This window comes from Synechococcus sp. PROS-7-1, assembly GCF_014279795.1.
Taxonomy (GTDB): domain Bacteria; phylum Cyanobacteriota; class Cyanobacteriia; order PCC-6307; family Cyanobiaceae; genus Synechococcus_C.
Genome location: NZ_CP047945.1, coordinates 1,898,882 through 1,916,991, shown reverse-complemented (window position 1 = coordinate 1,916,991; position 18,110 = coordinate 1,898,882). Strand labels below are relative to the sequence as shown.

Sequence of the window (18,110 nt, the reverse complement as noted above, 5' to 3'; positions counted from 1 at the left end):
GGCTTACCGCTTGAGCAGGGGCCAGTCCCTCAAGCTGCCTTGATGGGGATCAGAGGTTGCGCAGCACCTCCAGATCTTCGGGTTCGAGGGCCGTGGGGATGCCCTGGCGCAGGATCTCCGAGAAACCCTCATCGCGGTTGAGCACGGTGAGCAGGTAGAGGCGATCGGGGCCGGGATTCTCGAAATCGTGAATGGCCTCGGCAGGAACCACCACAAAGTCGCCGGTGTTGGCTGTGATCGAGCGCTCCTCGATGTGGAAGATCACCGTGCCCCGCAGCACGAAATAAAACTCCGCGGAGTGGTGGTGGGTGTGCAACGGCACCCGGTCGCAGGGATCGTGGATTTCCAGAAACAGGCTGATCCCTTCCTGGGACCCGCGGTCGTCATCACCATCGGCGGGTGAGCTGAGCAAGGCCAGTCGGCAGTGGTCCTGATCGCTGAAGCGGTAGCCCTGGAGCTGGTCGGGGTGAATGATCCGCGGAAGCATGGGTCGGGTGGCTGTGGCTTCAGGATGGAGACTGCTGCTGCGGCTGTCTTGGCTTCGTTGCGTTCCGCCCATCCGGCTGATCGGATCATCGTGGCCCTCGATGGCATGGCGCCCGAGCAGGCCCTGACTTTTGCTGCCCAGGTGGAAGGGCTGCGCTGGGTGAAGGTGGGCCTGGAGCTGTTTGTGCAGGCCGGGCCTGAGGTGGTGGCGCAGCTGCGCGAGCAGGGGTTGCGGGTGTTCCTCGATCTCAAATTTCACGACATCCCGGCGACGATGGCCGGTGCCTGCCGGCGGGCGGCGGCGCTGGGGGCCGAACTGATCACGGTGCATGCCTGCGCCGGCAGCGATGCACTCAAGGCAGCCCAGGCCGCGGCAGAGGAGGGCGCCCAAGGTGCGGGTCAACCCGCCCCCACGCTGTTGGCGGTGACGGTGCTCACCAGCTGGGAGGAGCAACGGCTGCAACGGGAACTCGCCATTGGCCAGTCCATCGGCGAACGGGTGCCGGCGTTGGCGCAGCTCTCGGCGACCGCCGGCATCGGCGGTTGTGTGTGCTCACCCCTGGAGGCCGCGGCATTGCGGGCGCAGCACCCTGAGCCCTTCGCGTTGGTCACCCCCGGCATTCGCCCCAAAGGAGCAGCGGCTGGCGATCAGGCCCGGGTGATGGGGCCGGCTGAGGCGATTGCAGCAGGAGCCAGTCAGCTGGTGATCGGCCGGCCGATCACCAAGGCCGAAGATCCCAGCGTGGCGTTTGCAGCTTGTTGCGGGGAGCTCATCGGAAGCCCCCAGCAAAGCGAGTGATCAGAACTTGACGTTGAGACCACCCCAGGCGCGCCAGGCTGTGCCCAGATCATTGCCGTAGAACACCGGGCCGCCGCGCAGGAACACGCCCACCCAGGTGTCGGTGACGTTGTAGGTGGTGTAGTCGAGGCCGGCTTCCACGAGGAAGCCGTTGGCATCGCCGCTGTCGAGCTAAGCGTTTGCCGCTCTGAATCTGCTGCAGTTGCGTTGATTCCTGCGTTGCCAACTGCGCGACGCGATGGGATCAGGTTGCTCTTCGAAGAGATGGCTCCCGAGCATTCGCTGCGCGAACCTGCCGAGGCTGCAGGGTTGTGGTGGATGCAGGTGGGCTTGGCCCAGAAGTTAGGTGATCAGGCGCACGCAGGCTCCATAGGCTTCGAGAGCACGATCGCAGGTGAACAGCAGCAACGGTTCAACCCGGCTCTGGGCCACAAGTAAACGATCAAAAGGGTCACGATGCCCCTCAATGGTTTCCAGCCGTGCTACTTCCAACAGGTGCTCGTTGCTGATCGATAACCACTGAAAACCCTCGGCTTGGACTTGTTGCTCCAGGTCCGTTAGGTCAACGCTCAACCGCCCGAGATTGACCTTGATCGCCATTTCCCAAAGCGAGGCCTGGCTGATCAGGACGCTGTGCAGATCTTTCTGCAGTTCTGTGACCAGTGAGGTGGGGAGGCGCGGATCACCTTTCAGCCACCACAGCAGCAGGTGGGTGTCCAGCAGCACCCGGCTCATGGCTGATCGCGGCCGGATGGCTCAAGGCTGCCGTCGAACAACCCTTCGAGAGGCAGGTCGAAATCGTCTCCGATGCTGATCTGATCACGCATGGCTCCAGGGGGCTTTAATCCCTTGGGATTCGCATTGATCGGCACCAACTGAGCTGAAGGCTTGCCAGCGCGAGCAATGACGATCGTTTCCCCGGCCTCCACCTGCTGAAGAAGTTTCGATAACTGGGTTTTTGCCTGATGCACGTTGACGGTGGTCACAGCAGCTCTCCGGCGATGCTCATCAGCTTAGTTTGACTTAGCTAAGAGTCAGCCCTTGTGTTCAGTTTTCGCTTCAGTGCCAACGACACCGGAAGCAGCCCAGCTACACCGGCCCGATGTGACCGATTGCGGGGAGCTCATCGGAAGCCCCCAGCAAAGCGAGTGATCAGAACTTGACGTTGAGACCACCCCAGGCGCGCCAGGCTGTGCCCAGATCATTGCCGTAGAACACCGGCCCCCCGCGCAGGAACACGCCCACCGAGGTGTCGGTGAAGTTGTAGGTGGTGTAGTCGAGGCCGGCTTCCACGAGGAAGCCGTTGGCATCGCCGCTGTCGAGGTCGAAGGAATAGCTGGGGCCGCCATTCACATATCGCACCGATTGTGAGCCGTTGTTCTGCCCCCAGTTGGCGATCCAGCCCAGGCGCAGGGAGGGCAGCAGCAGCGAGCGTTCATCTTTGCGAATCGGCACGCCGATCTTGAGTGCCAATTCACTGTTGAGTGCATCCACATTGCTGCTGCCGTAGCGCAGTTGCTGATCGCGGGAGACTCCGGATTCGCGGAAGCTGTCGAGGCTGGCGCCCACCCAGCCCAGCTGGGCCTGGGGTTCGAGGTACAGCGAACCGGCATCGATCGGTGCGCCGATGCGCACGGCTGCATTCCAGGAGCTGCCACTGCGCTCACCGCGGGCATCGTTGCCTTTGAGGCTGCGCTTGTGGGTGCCGGAGAAGGCATTGCCGCCCACCAGTCCCTGGATGTAGAAGTTGTCGGTCCACCAGTCGGCAGTGATGCCGCCGCCCCAGCCGTCGGGATTCCAGGAGCCGCGGTTGCCGCTGGCGTTCGCGCTGCCGTAGTTGCCGTAGAGGCCGAGGCTGAAGCTGGGGCTGAGATCCACGTCGAAGCCCAGCACCACGCCGCCGGAATCGAGATCCACCGTGCGGTTGTTGATGCTCAACTGATCACCACCGCCGTAGCCGCTCACCCAAACGTTGACGCCTGGCTCCACGTAGGGATGGGAATAGAGCAGGGTGTTGGGCTCAAGGATCTCGAGATAGTCGGTTTCGCCGAAGCGAATGGTTTCGCCGGTGGCGCTGGTGTTGATCGGGGTGTTGTCCACCTGGGCCAGCAACTGTTGGCGCAGGGCGCGTTCCACGTAGTCAAGAGCTTGAGGCTCAGGCAGGTCGCCGGATTTGAACCAGAGCGCCCGAATCGGCTCAGGTGCAGGTGCCGGTTCTGCAGCAGGTTCAGGGGCGGGCGCGGGAGCGGGTTCAGGAGCAGGTTCGGGTTCGGGTGCCGGTTCCTGCGGCTCGAACACGCGGTAGGGCTGGCGGCGGTCGAAGATCACGCCGGGAGGCAGGCCCGGGGGAACAAAGGTGCCGGGGATGTTGGGAGGCTTGTTCGGATCGTTCGGATCGTTCGGAGATTGATCGGGCAGACAGATCTCACCACCCAAGGGATCGGGTGTGCAGGCCTGGGCAAAGGCAGACGGGAGTGCTGCAGCACTCAGGAGGGTGAAGGCCAGGGCCGACGTACCAGCGCAGGGGAGGCAAACGCGAAGGAGTGAGCGACGAATCGGCACCCAATACATCAACAAACTGATTTGACACTGGCGATTTAGTGATGCCCTGCACTGTCAAGGAGACACTTTTTGAATAGGTGCTGCTCAAGGTGAAGACCCGGTTTCGGTAGCTTCGGCAAAGCCCTTAAGCTCGCTTGTGCCCGGGCTTTTGTTTCGTGCGCTGATCAATGTCTGCGAGATGGCAGCCGCAATGCGGTGCTGAACATTTGCCCGATTCGGATCACCCCTTGTCATCCCAGGCTAAATCAATTGTTTCAGCGACTCTCCCCCAATTGAGGGATGAGAAACAGCTGAACAATCGCTAGTAATGGTTATTACTTGTTCTCTCCAAGCGCCATGCAGCGTTCCCTTGTTGCTGAGTCGTCATCCACGGCTCGGTTGACAACTCATCTGCTGCTCGGTGATGGCAGATGTGCTCAGATCCGGGCTCTGATTGGCGGCGCTGTTGCTCCAACGCTGGCTCTATCGGCGGATCAACACGGGTTGAGCGCTGTGTCGGACGCGCTGGCGCAGCGACGAGCGCAAGGCCATCCGCCTGGTGTGCTGCACCTGATCGCCCACGGCCGGCCGGGGGCGTTTCGGATTGGCGATACCTGGATTGATGCTGAGGTGTTGAAGGCCCATGCGGCTGATCTGGCCCAGTGGGGTGTGCAGACGATCGCCCTGTGGAGTTGCCGTGTGGGCGCGGATGCCGGTTTTGTGGCGCTGCTGGCGGAACTCAGCGGTGCGCGGGTGCTGGCCAGTGCCGATTGGCTGGGGCGGGATGAAGGCGGCAATGAACAGCTGCAGTTGGGAGCGTGGTCTCTGGCGGATGTCAGCGATGCAACGGCATGGCCGGCAGCGTTCCGGTTGGCGTCTGTTCCTTACGACGAGATCACGACAGAGCTGCTGCGTCAGCGTCTGTCGTCACGGCCGGATGATCTGCTGCTGCTGGATGTGCGGCCTTTGGAGACGTCCGAAGCCGATGCCATTGAGGGGGCCGTGCGCATTCCCTGGCCAACGATTGAGAGCGGTGCAGCGCTGGAGCAGGTGCGTTCCCTGGCGGCCGGCAAGGATGTGCATGTGATCTGCCAATCAGGTGATTGGTCGGCAGCTTCCAGTCAGTTTCTGGAGGATCAAGGCATTGAGGTCACCAACGTGAGCGGAGGCATGAATGCCTGGGTGTCTCAGACAACAGAGGCATCGGTTCAACAGGCCGGAGCTACCTCACTTGAAACCAACACCGTCGACGGAGACGACCATCCAGCAGTTGTTGTTGAACCCGATGGCTCAGGGATCTTTTGTTCAACAGATGGCAGTAAATATCTGGTGTACAAGGTCACGGGCATTCCCGAGGACGGAGAAAGTGGGAAGTCGGGATGGGTGAATCTTGAGGCCACTGCTTCAGAAGATGGTGATTCAACAGAGAACCTGGAGATCCGCACAACCGAGGATGGCACTTGGAATCAGTACGACGGCAAATGGACCCAGCTGAGTGATGCGGGCACGTTGTATGTGCGCATGGCCGCCGACAAATTAGGAGAGGCCACAAGCCTGACGCTGAAGGCGACGCAGCATGCACCTTTGGATCTCCAAAATCCCGTGCTGGACCTTGGCCTTTCAGACATGGTTCTGAAGAACGCCGTCAAGGTGGAAGCCGATGGAACTCCTGTCGACGATGTTGAGGGCAAGCGGGTGGTTAATGGAAGAGACGAGAATGAAACAATCACAGCAGAGGATTGGAACGATGTTTGGGAAGTAGCAGGTGGTTGGCCTCTGGACAATCAGATGGGTAACGATGGCAAAGATATTCCAACCCTGTTTTACAAAAATGGCTCAGACTATTCTGGAGAGGGTTATTACCAATATACAAACATTGTTCCCGCTCTGGAAGGTGTTGGCTATCGGCTGAATGCTCTTGTTGAGTATAACTTTGAAGGCCTAAGGCGATTTAAGTTTGACGATGATATTAAGGGAAGCCCAGGTAATAAAAAAGGCGGCGCTGATATTGATAAGTTCCAGCCAAGCCTTCAGGAATACCTGGCTAAGGGGAGTGTTAAGGAAAATGGCGCAACGATTGATGATATCGCTGCAAGTGATGACAAGTATGCAGTAGGCAATCCTTCTTTGGAAGGTCGCAAGGGTCAGTCAGGGGGTTGGGTAGATTTTGACTGGACATTTACTCTGGAGAAGGATGGGAGCGGGCCAATAGAAGTCGAAATCCTTAATTTCGTCATGCAGCCCAATGACGTGGACGGAAATCCCAATAAAAATACGGAAGGGTCGTATTTACTGCCTGGTGCGGAATATGTTGAGCTTCCATCTTCGCTCTATGGAGGCGAGTGGAATCCACTTGAGAGTCTCCAAGAAGAAAGTAAGCTGTATTATGACATTCTGCAGGACAATGATCCCTCAACGGAGTATAAGCCACAACAAGATTTGAATACAATTTCGCGGTTCGACGGAAGGGAGGAGAATTATAATCAAGAAGGCTTTTGGGTTGATAACAGCAATGCCGGTCCTTGGCAACAGATGGATGGTTACACCGAAGATTATCCAGGTATCAAGAATGGAGGCGACTCCGACAATAGCTATATCCGTTGGATGGGTCGCCCCCATGACAAACATGGTGGCAGCAACAGCACTTCAGGTCTGACAGATGAAGCCTCGGGTGCTGCGACATTTTATTATCCTGATGAAGTCAAGAATCTGCAGTTCCGTTATGGCATTAGTGATCAAGCCAATTATGCGGATTTAAATGGTTTAAAATACAATACATCTCGCTTTTTTCAGGTTCAATTTGGTAACTCAACGCTAACTGGCAATGTTTTGCCAGATCTCGATACAGATACGGATGAAGCGACGATTGAGATTGTGGAGTGTCCGGCGATCAATTTTGATGTGGTCGGGAGCGGGTTCTGCGCAAAGGATTTAGGTGATCAGCTTGCAACAGCAGGATTCACGATCACGTTTGGCTCTGATCGTCAGCCTGGATTAACGAGCGAGGAGAGATTGCGCTATGTGCTGACGGGAGATGGAGATGGAGGAGATTTTGATGTTGTGGAGAAAGGCTTGGTGGCGTATGACGCGACTGGTGAGGTTGTTAAACGTGGTGTAACGGAGATTGTTGGCGCTCGTTATGACGAAGCAAGCAATACGTATCAGGGGGGAATTGTTGTTGCCGAGGGAGTGAAGCGGATTGAGCTTGGAGCGAGCTGGAAGAAGAGTAATGGGGAATTAACGGGTGACGAGAGTGTGTCGCTGACGGTGATTCAGGACAACGGGTTGAGCACGGTGAGCAAGACCGGTGTTGCGACGTTGGATCATGATGGTGATGGAAAATTTATTAAGGAGAATTGTCCGCCGGATGAGGCGCTGCCGGAGCTGAATTTTGATGTGGTCGGGAGCGGGTTCTGCGCAAAGGATTTAGGTGATCAGCTTGCAACAGCAGGATTCACGATCACGTTTGGCTCTGATCGTCAGCCTGGATTAACGAGCGAGGAGAGATTGCGCTATGTGCTGACGGGAGATGGAGATGGAGGAGATTTTGATGTTGTGGAGAAAGGCTTGGTGGCGTATGACGCGACTGGTGAGGTTGTTAAACGTGGTGTAACGGAGATTGTTGGCGCTCGTTATGACGAAGCAAGCAATACGTATCAGGGGGGAATTGTTGTTGCCGAGGGAGTGAAGCGGATTGAGCTTGGAGCGAGCTGGAAGAAGAGTAATGGGGAATTAACGGGTGACGAGAGTGTGTCGCTGACGGTGATTCAGGACAACGGGTTGAGCACGGTGAGCGAGACAGGTGTTGCGACGTTGGATCATGATGGTGATGGAAAATTTATTAAGGAGAATTGTCCGCCGGATGAGGCGCTGCCGGAGCTGAATTTTGATGTGGTCGGGAGCGGGTTCTGCGCAAAGGATTTAGGTGATCAGCTTGCAACAGCAGGATTCACGATCACGTTTGGCTCTGATCGTCAGCCTGGATTAACGAGCGAGGAGAGATTGCGCTATGTGCTGACGGGAGATGGAGATGGAGGAGATTTTGATGTTGTGGAGAAAGGCTTGGTGGCGTATGACGCGACTGGTGAGGTTGTTAAACGTGGTGTAACGGAGATTGTTGGCGCTCGTTATGACGAAGCAAGCAATACGTATCAGGGGGGAATTGTTGTTGCCGAGGGAGTGAAGCGGATTGAGCTTGGAGCGAGCTGGAAGAAGGCGAATGGTGATTTAACGGGTGACGAGAGTGTGTCGCTGACGGTGATTCAGGACAACGGGTTGAGCACGGTGAGCAAGACCGGTGTTGCGACGTTGGATCATGATGGTGATGGAAAATTTATTAAGGAGAATTGTCCGCCGGATGAGGCGCTGCCGGAGCTGAATTTTGATGTGGTCGGGAGCGGGTTCTGCGCAAAGGATTTAGGTGATCAGCTTGCAACAGCAGGATTCACGATCACGTTTGGCTCTGATCGTCAGCCTGGATTAACGAGCGAGGAGAGATTGCGCTATGTGCTGACGGGAGATGGAGATGGAGGAGATTTTGATGTTGTGGAGAAAGGCTTGGTGGCGTATGACGCGACTGGTGAGGTTGTTAAACGTGGTGTAACGGAGATTGTTGGCGCTCGTTATGACGAAGCAAGCAATACGTATCAGGGGGGAATTGTTGTTGCCGAGGGAGTGAAGCGGATTGAGCTTGGAGCGAGCTGGAAGAAGAGTAATGGGGAATTAACGGGTGACGAGAGTGTGTCGCTGACGGTGATTCAGGACAACGGGTTGAGCACGGTGAGCAAGACCGGTGTTGCGACGTTGGATCATGATGGTGATGGAAAATTTATTAAGGAGAATTGTCCGCCGGATGAGGCGCTGCCGGAGCTGAATTTTGATGTGGTCGGGAGCGGGTTCTGCGCAAAGGATTTAGGTGATCAGCTTGCAACAGCAGGATTCACGATCACGTTTGGCTCTGATCGTCAGCCTGGATTAACGAGCGAGGAGAGATTGCGCTATGTGCTGACGGGAGATGGAGATGGAGGAGATTTTGATGTTGTGGAGAAAGGCTTGGTGGCGTATGACGCGACTGGTGAGGTTGTTAAACGTGGTGTAACGGAGATTGTTGGCGCTCGTTATGACGAAGCAAGCAATACGTATCAGGGGGGAATTGTTGTTGCCGAGGGAGTGAAGCGTATTGAGCTTGGAGCGAGCTGGAAGAAGGCGAATGGTGATTTAACAGGTGACGAGAGTGTGTCGCTGACGGTGATTCAGGACAACGGGTTGAGCACGGTGAGCAAGACCGGTGTTGCGACGTTGGATCATGATGGTGATGGAAAATTTATTAAGGAGAATTGTCCGCCGGATGAGGCGCTGCCGGAGCTGAATTTTGATGTGGTCGGGAGCGGGTTCTGCGCAAAGGATTTAGGTGATCAGCTTGCAACAGCAGGATTCACGATCACGTTTGGGTCTGATCGACAGCCTGGATTAACGAGCGAGGAGGGATTGCGTTATGTGCTGACGGGAGATGGAGATGGAGGAGATTTTGATGTTGTGGAGAAAGGCTTGGTGGCGTATGACGCGACTGGTGAGGTTGTTGAAGGTGGTGTAACGGAGATTGTGGGTGCTCGTTATGACGAAGCAAGTAATACATATCAAGGAGCGATTGTTGTTGCCGAGGGAGTGAAGCGTATTGAGCTTGGAGCGAGCTGGAAGAAGGCGAATGGTGATTTAACAGGTGAAGAGAGTGTGTCGCTGACGGTGATTCAGGACAACGGTTTGAGCACGGTGAGCAAGACAGGTGTTGCGACGTTGGATCATGATGGTGATGGAAATATTGCTGAGAATTGCTCGCCTGATGTTCCCCCATTGGAGAACGAGTTTGAACTTGACGCAACAGCAGCATGCCTTAATGCAGATGCCACACAGGCTGAGGTGGAATTTACTGTTACTGGTAAACCTGAGAACCTCTCCGGTTATTACGACTATGCCTTCAGCTATGGAGGTGACGGCTCGGCAGACGACACGATTTCAGCGCCGGTGATTACAACTCTCGATGGGCAGTTGCTGGTGGCCGATCGGGACTACTGGTTGGTTCCTGATTCTGATACTCCAGGATCTGGAACAATTCAGATTCTTAATCCTGCACTTGCGGGATTGACCATCAGATTTGAGATCGTTTCAGAGACTCCTTTCCTGGGGAGTGAGCAGTTCTCCTTCAGTTTCGGAGATGCCACAACGGTACGACGCGTGGTGGCAGGGCTGGATGACCCTGAATTGAACTGTCCCGAGCCCCCGGAGTCGCCTGAAGAAGTGCCGCCGATGGCTGGCACCGTGTATCTGCTGATGGATAACTCCACATCGATGAAGGGGTCTGATCCTTCCACGAATAATGCCGATGCGCCGGATCGGCTGGAAGCGCAGAATCGTCTGGCGTTTTATTCCTTCCAGCAGGCTGCCAGTCGCGCTGGTTATGGCTTCCGCAAGATCGGTGAGCAAGAGGTGCAGTCGTTTGGTTCTGCCAACACCAACAACATCATCAATAGTGGTTCTCAATCCCTCGCAGATGCACTCAGTGGTTACGAGCTCGTTGACCTGCCTGATGATGGCTTTGAGGCTCAGGATCTCACCGTGAATCTGATCACGTTTGGTTATGTGGTGGAGCATCAATCGGTCACTTTCTCCGCTGACGATCCCATTGCCGGTGTTGACATCGCTCAGTCGATCTTGCTGACAACCACACCTGATCAGGTGTACGGCAACAGCATCGATGGCAACCCGGTCTGGAGCGAGCGGGGCCTCCCTCAGCCAGAGGCGCGCGATCTGTTCAGGGGCGACGGGCGCCTGGCTTCCAACCTCTATGCAGGCACCGAGATGTACGGGGCCTTGAAGGGCCTTGAGCATCTCCTCTCCGAACAGGCCAGCACCGATCCGCTCACAGGTGAAGAGTTTGTGTTTGTGGCTCTCACCACCGATGGCCGGCCTGAGCGCCGGGCCTGGTGGGGCAATCGCGGTGGCGATGGAACCGGCGTGAATGTTGCACTGCCAGGGGTTCTCGGCGGTGATGCCGTGACCTCCGCTGGTCTGCTCTACGACAATGCCGGCAATCCTGTGTTTGTTGCAGACAACAGCGGCACCCAGCAGTGGACCCCCATGCAGGCGGATCTCAACCGAGTGCTTGATCAACTCGCCAGTGGTGCGGCAAGTCCGCTCACCCAGGTGCAGGTGCGTGCCGTGGGCATGGGTGATGGATCCGAATCCAATTTCCTCGCCATCTACAACGATCTTCTCGGCAGGCAAACGTTCAATGGCGATGCCGCCTGGTCGTACAACTACGCCAGCAGTTACAGCCTTCCTGAGTTCTTTGGGTGATCCATGCACTGCTCCTTCAGCTGCCGCCGCAACCAATCGGCGGCGGCGTTGGGGGCTTGGTTGCCCCAGCCCTGCAGCTCCCTGGCCTCTTCTTCCAGGGCTTGAACGCTGTGGGCGGCATCGAGTTGATCCGCCAGTGCGGGCTGGCGGCAATGCTGCAGCCGGTGCACTGCTTCGTGCAGCAGCGTGCTGGTGAGCGCCACATCGCTGCTGTGGTTATTGCTGCAGAGGCCGATGCGGTTGAGCGATGGGGCGTAAAAACCCTCCAGGCCGGCAGGGCAGTCGTCCAGCAGCAGCACGCGCGTCTGGCCGGCGCTCTCCACCTGAGCGATCAGGGTGAGCAGGGCGATGCCGGTTGCTGTACTCAAGACTTCTGGCCGATTTTGGGTTCACTGCCATCGATCAGGCGCTGCAGGTTGCTGCGGTGACGCCAGAGCACCAGCACCATCGCCACCACCGCGACCAGGATGTAGGGAGGGCTGCCGGTGGAGAGCACCATTAGCAGGGGCAGGCTGAGGGCTGCGATCACGCTGGCGAGCGACACGATCTTGCTCAGGCTGAACACGGCCATGAACACCCCGAAGCAGGCCAGACCCACCGGCCAGGCCAGGCCGAGAAACATCCCGAAGCCAGTGGCCACGGCCTTGCCGCCCTTGAAGCCCAGCCACACCGGCCAGATGTGACCAGCCAGGGCCGCCAGGCCGGCCAGCACCTCAAGCCAATTGCGCATCAGCTCCATTCCCACCAGGCCTTCGCTGAGGGCTCTGGCCAGCAGCACAGCCGCTGCTCCCTTGCCCACATCCACCAGAAACACCACCAGGGCTGGGCCCTTGCCCACGGTGCGCAGCACGTTGGTGGCGCCGGTGGAGCCTGATCCGATCGTGCGCAGGTCGATGCCTTTGAGCCAGCGGCCCGCTAGGAAGCCGCTGGGGATGGATCCGAGCAGATAGCCCAGCAGCACAGAGAGGAGGCCCATCACAGCAGGTCGTCGATGTCGTCGGTTTCGCCTGGTCCAGCCGCAAAGGCCAGCCAGAGCGGGAACTGAAGCACGGGGATGTCCACCACCTGCTCGGAGGCGTCGATCAGGATCAGCGGCACCTCGCCCCGTTCCTCAAGGCGGTCGGCCCGCTCCACCAGGGCGTCGCCGCGTTCAAAGAGCACGATGCCGCTGTTGGGGCCGAAATCCTCCCGGCCCAGGCCCAGGGCATCCTGCAGACCTCGGCGCCAGTCGCCCAGCCGTTCGGGTTGGCCCGCCAGCACCAGGGTCTGGAATTGATCGCCGTAGAGCTCACCGATCACTGCGATCAGCGCGGCTCCCAGAAGCACGTTGCGGGGCCGGCTGCCGCGGCTGGGCTGGGCTCCGCGGCCTCCTTGATTGAAGAACCAGTCCTCGAGTACGGCGGTGTCTGCGGTGTCCAGGCTGCGGCGCAGCTTCCAGGGGTCGGCGTAGAAGTCGGGCTGCTCCAGGAAGCGTTTGAGGTTGGCGCGGATCAGTTCCTCATCCGGGCGGAAGGTGTCGGCCAGCGCCGGGGCTGCACCTGCGCTCGCCGCCTGATCGGCAGCTTCAGCTGCGGCCTGCGCGTCCAGCGGTGAGGGCTGCACCACCACCGGCTGGGCCACCAGTTCCAGGGTTTCCACCGACTGGGCCAGGCCCTGGAGGGCGCCGCCCAGGTACTCCTGGAAGCCCTTCACGCGTCGGGCGATCGCATCGGACTGCCCGGCAAAGCTGGCGGCCATCTCCGTTTCCAGCTGCTGTTTGCGTTGCGTGAGGGTCTCGATCTCCTGCTGCAGAGCGTCGCGTCGCTCCTGGAGTTCGGTGAGGGCCAGCTGGATCAGGGGTGCATGGCCCTGGGGTTGAGGGTCGGGCTCCTGGGGCTGGGGGGCTGCCTCCTGGGGGGCCGGCTCCTGGGGCGTCAGATCGGTGTCGTCAGGCATGGCGCACTTGTCCTGTCTCTATTCCAGCGGATCGCCGCTTGCCTGGCACAGGCGGCACTGATTCGTGTTGCTTGCGTTGCGATTACGTTACGCATGCGTGTCTTAATGGTTGGCTCTCAGGGCTTCGGGGTTTCCAGGGAGCCCACCCGCAGCACCAGTTGCTCCCGTAGCTGTGCCGGATCAAACAGGATCGGCAGGAAGTGGATGCTGTTCACCTCGCGGAAAAAGAACAGTCCGGGCAGCCAGGCTGCGAACAGGCGCCAGCTCTGCCACTCCGCGTAGGGAAAGCGTCGCAATTCTTGCTGGCCCCGCCACACCACCAGCGTGTCGGCGCGGAACTCCAGGCGCAGGCTGTAGGTCTGCACCAACAGAAACAGGCCGAACACCCCAATCACCAGGCTCGGCCAGGGGCGCAGTGGTAAGGGCAGCAGCGCTGCACCCAGCAGCAGAATCGCCAGAGGAAGCCGCGGGCTGGGGGCGATGCTCACGCTGCTTGCATCTGCGCTCGCTGGTGCTGGAGATGGGTCGCTCATGGGGGTGGGGCTCTAGCCGAAGAGGATCTGGGTGAGAACGGTGTCCATCAGGGCCACGGTCACCAGGATCATCACCACGGCTCCGGTGGTGCTGGTGCCCACCTCCTTCGGGCCGCCCTGGGTGGTCATGCCCCAGCCGCAGGAGAGCACGGCGATCTGCAGGCCGAACACCAGGGCCTTGATCAGCATGAATGGAATGTCGTCGGGCATCAGCCAGCTGCGCACCGACGACCAAAACACCTGGGGCGGAATCGCGTAGATCTCGGTGCTGCTGATCTGGGCGCTCCAGATCGCCACACCGAAGAACAGCAGGCACTGCACCGGAGCCATCACCACCATGGCGATCAGTCGAGGCACCACCAGATACTCCACCGGATCGGTGCGCAGCATCGTGATCGCGTCGATCTGTTCGGTCACCTTCATGGTGCCGAGCTGGGCGGCGTAGGCCGTGGCCACCTTGCCTGTGAGCAAGGTGGCGGTGAGCAGCGGAGCGATCTCCCGCGCCAGGCCGACAGCCAGCACGCCACCCACCGTGGCACTGGCGCCCATGCTGCTCAGCTCCTTGGTCACCTGGATGTTGAACACCGTGCCCGCAGCCAGGGACGTGATGATCACGATCAGGAAGCTGCCAGGACCGGCTTCCTGCAGTTGGTCGAGCAGGTCAACGGTGTTAATGCGGCCCCTGGCGGTGGCGGTGACGGCTTGCCCGCCGATGATCAGGCTGCTACCGAGCCGGTTCAGCCAACGGGGAGATTTCAAGCGGAGCCGGAGCGGAGGAGAAGTCATGCGCGTTGCAGGTGGGCGCCGCGGTCGGGCCAGCGTCGCATCACGAGAAGTCCAAACACCACAAGGATGGCGGGAATCACACCCATGCTCATGCGAATGGCCAGCAACGCCATCGCCGGTTGCTGAATGAAATCCATCGCGCCGCTGCAAGCCTCGCTGGAGATGTAACCGGTTAGCGAGAGCAGCACGCCGAACACGCTCATGCTCACGCCGATGATCAGTTTCTGGCCGAACACCATCCAGGCGGTGTAGAGGCCTGCGGGGTGTGTCGGATCGGCGTCAATCGCGTCGGGCAGTAGCGACCAGGGAATCAGGTAAGCGGTGGAGGCGCCGAGGCCCACCAGCATGATCAGGCCGATCAGGGGAATCAGTTCAGCGCCGCTTCCGCCGTGCTGCAGCGGCGGAAACACCATCGAGAGCAGGCAGGCCAGGATCCAGAGGCTGCCGCCCCAGCGCAGCGCCACCAGGCGCCCTTTGCGGTTCGACAGCAGGCTCCAGAGTTGCAGGCCTGCCAGGGCACTCAGCTGAAACGGCAGCAGGATCCAGGTGGACAGATTCGGAGGCACATGCACCACCTGCACCAGCCAGATCAAGGCCACCACCTGCATTAATTGCAAGCCAAACCACAGCAGCAGGTACAACCCCAGAACCATCAGGAAGCGGGAGTTGGATCGGATCCTCCTGAATTGCTCCAGGGGTGGTTCGTTCTGGCTGCTGGGGCGTTGGGCCCGCTTGGCAAAGGGGGCCAGACCCCAGCAGCAGGCCAGGGTGGCCAGGGCCGCGATGGTGCCGGTGATCCGGCCCATGCGCAGGTAGCCCGCGGCGCCATCGCTGAGCACCAGCGAGGCCACAATCAGGCCGCTGAGCCCCGCCAGGATCGACCCGGTGAAGCGCGCGGCGTTCAGGCGGGTGCGGATGCCGGTGTCAGGGGTGAGCTCGGTGGAGAGGGCTGCGTAGGGCAGATTCACGCTGGTGTAAGCGCTCATCAGCAGGATCGCCATCACCACGTAATAGAGCGTGCGCTGGGTCAAGTCCCCCTGGGGAACCCACCACATCGCTGCCAGGCTGATGCCCAGGGGTAAGGCGGCCCCCAGCATCCAGGGGATCCGCGGCCCCCAGCGACTCTGGGTGTGATCGCTCATCCAGCCGATTAAGGGGTCGTTGATCGCATCCCACACCTTGATCACCGTGAGCAGCGAGCCGGCGATGAACGCAGGCAGTCCGGCTGCGCAGGTGAAGAACGGAAACAGGTAAAACCCCAGTTGGGTGGCGGCCAGTCCGGTGCCGGCATCCCCCAGCCCGTAGGCGACCATCAGGCGTTGTCGGGATCCCCCGGGAACAGTGCTCTTGCTCATCAGGCCAGGGGAGGGGGCAGGCGGACCGCCATAATGGTGAAGCATGCATCCAGGAACACCACCCAACGCGGGTGAACTGGTTCGGATGTATTGATGCGGGCGTAGTTTAGTGGTAAAACCTCAGCCTTCCAAGCTGATGATGCGGGTTCGATTCCCGCCGCCCGCTTCCTGAAATGCGGCTCAAATTGGCCTCCTGGCTGTTTGAAGCCTCGGTGCTCTTGGCCTACAGCTTGAGGCTATTGGTGTACTCCCTGGCCACCATCACCACCAAGCTTCTGGCCTCCAGGGGCACTCCCGATGGAGTCCAGGGTTCGGGCTGGGCCGGAAGGTCCTCTCCCGGTGGCAGGGCCGTATCGATCAGGCGATGCCACGGTGTGGCGGCCTCGGGCAGGTCGAAGTGCATGGCCTTGAAATAGGCGTTGAAACCGGCCCACAGCACCGCCCCCTGGCTGCCCCGGTGCACGCTCAGGGCCAGGCAATGGGACCAGCTGGCCCAATCGGGTTTGCCCAGCTCCACGCCATGCCACTGTCGCCAGAACCCCTCAGGGTCACTGCTGAGCTGCTGGGGCTTTTCGTTGTGGGCGATCAGCGGGGTGAACAGATCCTTGAGTTGGTGACGCACAGCGATCAGCCGCCGCACATAGGTGAGCAAGTCCGTGTCGCAGTGATCATCCGACCAGATCATCCAGCTCAGTGGGGTGTCCTGGCACCAGGTGTTGTTATTACCCCCCTGGCTGCGGCCCACTTCATCACCCATTAACAGCATGGGCACTCCGCGGGCCAGCAGCAGGGTGCTGAGCATGTTGCGCTGCTGGCGCCGGCGCAGAGCGGTCACCGCATGGTCGCTGCTCGGCCCTTCCACACCGTGATTCCAGCTGATGTTGTGATTCTCGCCATCGCGGTTGTCTTCCCCGTTGGCCAGGTTGTGCTTGCTGTTGAAGCTCACCAGGTCCATCAGCGTGAAGCCGTCGTGGGCTGTGAGCAGATTCACCGAACGCCCAAGCGCCACGGGCTTGCCGTCGTAGAGGTCCGGGCTGCCGCGCAAGCGTTGCCCCAGGGCCCAGGTGGTGTTCTCATCCCCTTTCCAGAAGCCGCGCAGGGCGTCGCGAAAGCGGCCGTTCCAGGTGCCGATGCGCTGGGCCGGAAAGTCGTTGAGCCGGTACAGCCCGCCGCAGTCCCAGGGTTCACTCACCAGCTTGAGGTCGCTGAGAAGCGGGTCGGCTTCCATGGCTTCCAGCAGAGGTGGGTGGTCGAGTGGTTTCAGGCCCTCTCCACGGCTGAGCTCGATGCCAAGATCGAAGCGGAATCCATCCACTCCCAGCTCCAGAGCCCAGCAGCGCAGGGACTCCAGGATCAAGGCCCGTGTCAGCGGCTGATTCGCGGCGATTGAATTGCCGCAACCGCTCACATCGAGATAGTCGCCTTTGCTGGATTGGTGGTAATAGATCCGGTCAGCGAACCCACGCCAGCTCAGGGTGGGGCCGGCTTGGTTGCCTTCGGTGGTGTGGTTGTAAACCACATCCAGAAGCACCTCGAGGCCGGCGTCATGACAGGCGGCCACAAGGGCGCGCATCTGCTTGCGGGCCTGCAGGGCGTCGTCTCCGCAGATGTAGCCCGCGTGCGGGGCGAACCAGCTCAGCGGGCTGTAGCCCCATACGTTGTCGCGGCCTGGAGGCGCATCGTGCGGATCGAAGGCTTGCACCGGCAGCAACTCGATCGTGGTGACACCGAGGGCTTTGAGGTAAGGAATCTTGTCGATCACCCCCAGGAGGGTGCCGCGCCGCTCCGGCGCCACACCGCTGTCGCTGCGCCGGGTGAAGCCCCCCACATGCAGTTCGTAGATCACCGTCTGCTGCCAGCTGTGGCGCGGTCTGGGGTGGGCATCAAAGTCGAAGCGGTCGCGCTCACACACCACACCTTTGAGGCAGCAGTCGGTGTTCGGTGAAGCTCCGGTGGCCATCTCTCGCTGGTACACCGACCAGCCCTCGATCCCCCGGGCGCAGGGATCGAGGAGCACTTTCGCGGGCCGGAATCCATGCCCACCCGGCGCCAACGGCCCGAACACCCGGTAGCCGTAGAGGCAGCCCTCCGTTAGGCCCTCCACCTCCACATGCCAGTAGTCGCCGGAACGATGGGTGTGCACATCAAGATCGATGATCCGCTCAGGACTGGGAGCCTCACTGCTGCTGAAGAGCAGCAGCTCCACCCGGTTGGCCTGCGGTGCTGCCACCGAAAAATTCACCCCCCGTGCTGTCACGGTGCTGCCCAAGGGCCAAGGTCTTCCACGAAGGATTGCGTTCACCGAACCGCCCGCCGGCCGCA

Annotated in this window: 14 protein-coding genes, 1 tRNA gene and 1 pseudogene; 4 read left to right on the top strand and 12 right to left on the bottom strand. The window is 59.8% G+C overall.

What is annotated here, in order from left to right; all coding sequences use genetic code 11:
- Positions 1–49 precede the first annotated feature (49 nt).
- Positions 50–559 carry a cupin domain-containing protein gene (locus SynPROS71_RS10490; RefSeq protein ID WP_255442118.1) on the bottom strand — a complete coding sequence of 170 codons (510 nt, stop codon included), beginning with the start codon at positions 557–559 and terminating at the stop codon, positions 50–52.
- Here SynPROS71_RS10490 and pyrF point away from each other — a divergent pair.
- Positions 536–1,285, top strand: a complete 750-nt coding sequence (pyrF, locus tag SynPROS71_RS10485; RefSeq protein WP_186594972.1) for an orotidine-5'-phosphate decarboxylase — start codon at positions 536–538, stop codon at positions 1,283–1,285. The two genes, SynPROS71_RS10490 and pyrF, sit on opposite strands and share 24 nt — an antisense overlap.
- Here the strand turns inward: pyrF and SynPROS71_RS10480 are convergent, their stop codons facing one another.
- From SynPROS71_RS10480 to SynPROS71_RS10465, 4 genes are all read right to left on the bottom strand, one after another.
- Positions 1,286–1,426, bottom strand: coding sequence for a hypothetical protein (locus SynPROS71_RS10480; RefSeq protein WP_186594971.1), 141 nt, complete (start codon positions 1,424–1,426; stop codon positions 1,286–1,288).
- Between the two features lie 201 nt (positions 1,427–1,627).
- Positions 1,628–2,020: a type II toxin-antitoxin system VapC family toxin gene (locus SynPROS71_RS10475; RefSeq protein WP_186594970.1), complete on the bottom strand. Its 393-nt coding sequence runs from the start codon at positions 2,018–2,020 to the stop codon at positions 1,628–1,630.
- Entirely contained in the window at positions 2,017–2,271 is a 255-nt protein-coding gene (locus SynPROS71_RS10470) for a type II toxin-antitoxin system Phd/YefM family antitoxin (protein ID WP_186594969.1), read from the bottom strand. The genes SynPROS71_RS10475 and SynPROS71_RS10470 overlap by 4 nt, the downstream gene beginning before the upstream one ends.
- A gap of 166 nt (positions 2,272–2,437) precedes the next feature.
- Positions 2,438–3,847 carry an autotransporter outer membrane beta-barrel domain-containing protein gene (locus SynPROS71_RS10465; protein WP_186594954.1) on the bottom strand — a complete coding sequence of 470 codons (1,410 nt, stop codon included), beginning with the start codon at positions 3,845–3,847 and terminating at the stop codon, positions 2,438–2,440.
- A 336-nt stretch (positions 3,848–4,183) separates the two neighbouring features.
- Here SynPROS71_RS10465 and SynPROS71_RS14010 point away from each other — a divergent pair.
- Both SynPROS71_RS14010 and SynPROS71_RS10460 read left to right on the top strand, forming a co-directional pair.
- A pseudogene (locus SynPROS71_RS14010) lies at positions 4,184–4,576 on the top strand (DUF4347 domain-containing protein); the annotation flags it as partial.
- 3 nt (positions 4,577–4,579) lie between these two features.
- Entirely contained in the window at positions 4,580–11,179 is a 6,600-nt protein-coding gene (locus SynPROS71_RS10460; protein WP_255442115.1) for a rhodanese-like domain-containing protein, read from the top strand.
- On the opposite strand, the gene SynPROS71_RS10455 is transcribed toward SynPROS71_RS10460, so the two are convergent.
- The 6 genes from SynPROS71_RS10455 to SynPROS71_RS10430 all read right to left on the bottom strand — a co-directional run bounded on the left by SynPROS71_RS10455 (position 11,152) and on the right by SynPROS71_RS10430 (position 15,788).
- Positions 11,152–11,547: a hypothetical protein gene (locus SynPROS71_RS10455; protein ID WP_186594950.1), complete on the bottom strand. Its 396-nt coding sequence runs from the start codon at positions 11,545–11,547 to the stop codon at positions 11,152–11,154. The two genes, SynPROS71_RS10460 and SynPROS71_RS10455, sit on opposite strands and share 28 nt — an antisense overlap.
- Positions 11,544–12,155 carry a glycerol-3-phosphate 1-O-acyltransferase PlsY gene (gene plsY / locus SynPROS71_RS10450; protein WP_186594949.1) on the bottom strand — a complete coding sequence of 204 codons (612 nt, stop codon included), beginning with the start codon at positions 12,153–12,155 and terminating at the stop codon, positions 11,544–11,546. Before plsY ends, SynPROS71_RS10455 begins: the two co-directional genes overlap by 4 nt.
- On the bottom strand, positions 12,155–13,114 hold the full coding sequence (locus SynPROS71_RS10445) for a DUF3086 domain-containing protein (RefSeq protein ID WP_186594948.1): 960 nt from the start codon (positions 13,112–13,114) through the stop codon (positions 12,155–12,157). Before SynPROS71_RS10445 ends, plsY begins: the two co-directional genes overlap by 1 nt.
- Positions 13,115–13,230: 116 nt before the next feature.
- Positions 13,231–13,647 (bottom strand): DUF3119 family protein, encoded by a 417-nt coding sequence (locus tag SynPROS71_RS10440; RefSeq protein ID WP_186594947.1) that lies wholly within the window; start codon positions 13,645–13,647, stop codon positions 13,231–13,233.
- 12 nt (positions 13,648–13,659) lie between these two features.
- Positions 13,660–14,406 carry an ABC transporter permease gene (locus tag SynPROS71_RS10435; protein WP_186598044.1) on the bottom strand — a complete coding sequence of 249 codons (747 nt, stop codon included), beginning with the start codon at positions 14,404–14,406 and terminating at the stop codon, positions 13,660–13,662.
- Between the two features lie 23 nt (positions 14,407–14,429).
- On the bottom strand, positions 14,430–15,788 hold the full coding sequence (locus SynPROS71_RS10430) for an MFS transporter (RefSeq protein ID WP_186594946.1): 1,359 nt from the start codon (positions 15,786–15,788) through the stop codon (positions 14,430–14,432).
- A 95-nt stretch (positions 15,789–15,883) separates the two neighbouring features.
- Here SynPROS71_RS10430 and SynPROS71_RS10425 point away from each other — a divergent pair.
- Positions 15,884–15,954 (top strand) — tRNA-Gly (locus tag SynPROS71_RS10425).
- Positions 15,955–16,011: 57 nt separating this feature from the next.
- Here SynPROS71_RS10425 and SynPROS71_RS10420 read toward each other — a convergent pair.
- Positions 16,012–18,090: a glycogen-debranching protein gene (locus SynPROS71_RS10420; RefSeq protein WP_186594945.1), complete on the bottom strand. Its 2,079-nt coding sequence runs from the start codon at positions 18,088–18,090 to the stop codon at positions 16,012–16,014.
- Positions 18,091–18,110: the final 20 nt, after the last annotated feature.

Coding starts and splice junctions, on each gene's coding strand:
- SynPROS71_RS10490 (WP_255442118.1), bottom strand. CDS start 559: ATGGGCGGAACGCAACGAAGCCAAGACAGCCGCAGCAGCAGTCTCCAT.
- SynPROS71_RS10430 (WP_186594946.1), bottom strand. CDS start 15,788: ATGAGCAAGAGCACTGTTCCCGGGGGATCCCGACAACGCCTGATGGTC.
- SynPROS71_RS10475 (WP_186594970.1), bottom strand. CDS start 2,020: ATGAGCCGGGTGCTGCTGGACACCCACCTGCTGCTGTGGTGGCTGAAA.
- SynPROS71_RS10440 (WP_186594947.1), bottom strand. CDS start 13,647: ATGAGCGACCCATCTCCAGCACCAGCGAGCGCAGATGCAAGCAGCGTG.
- SynPROS71_RS10445 (WP_186594948.1), bottom strand. CDS start 13,114: ATGCCTGACGACACCGATCTGACGCCCCAGGAGCCGGCCCCCCAGGAG.
- plsY (WP_186594949.1), bottom strand. CDS start 12,155: ATGGGCCTCCTCTCTGTGCTGCTGGGCTATCTGCTCGGATCCATCCCC.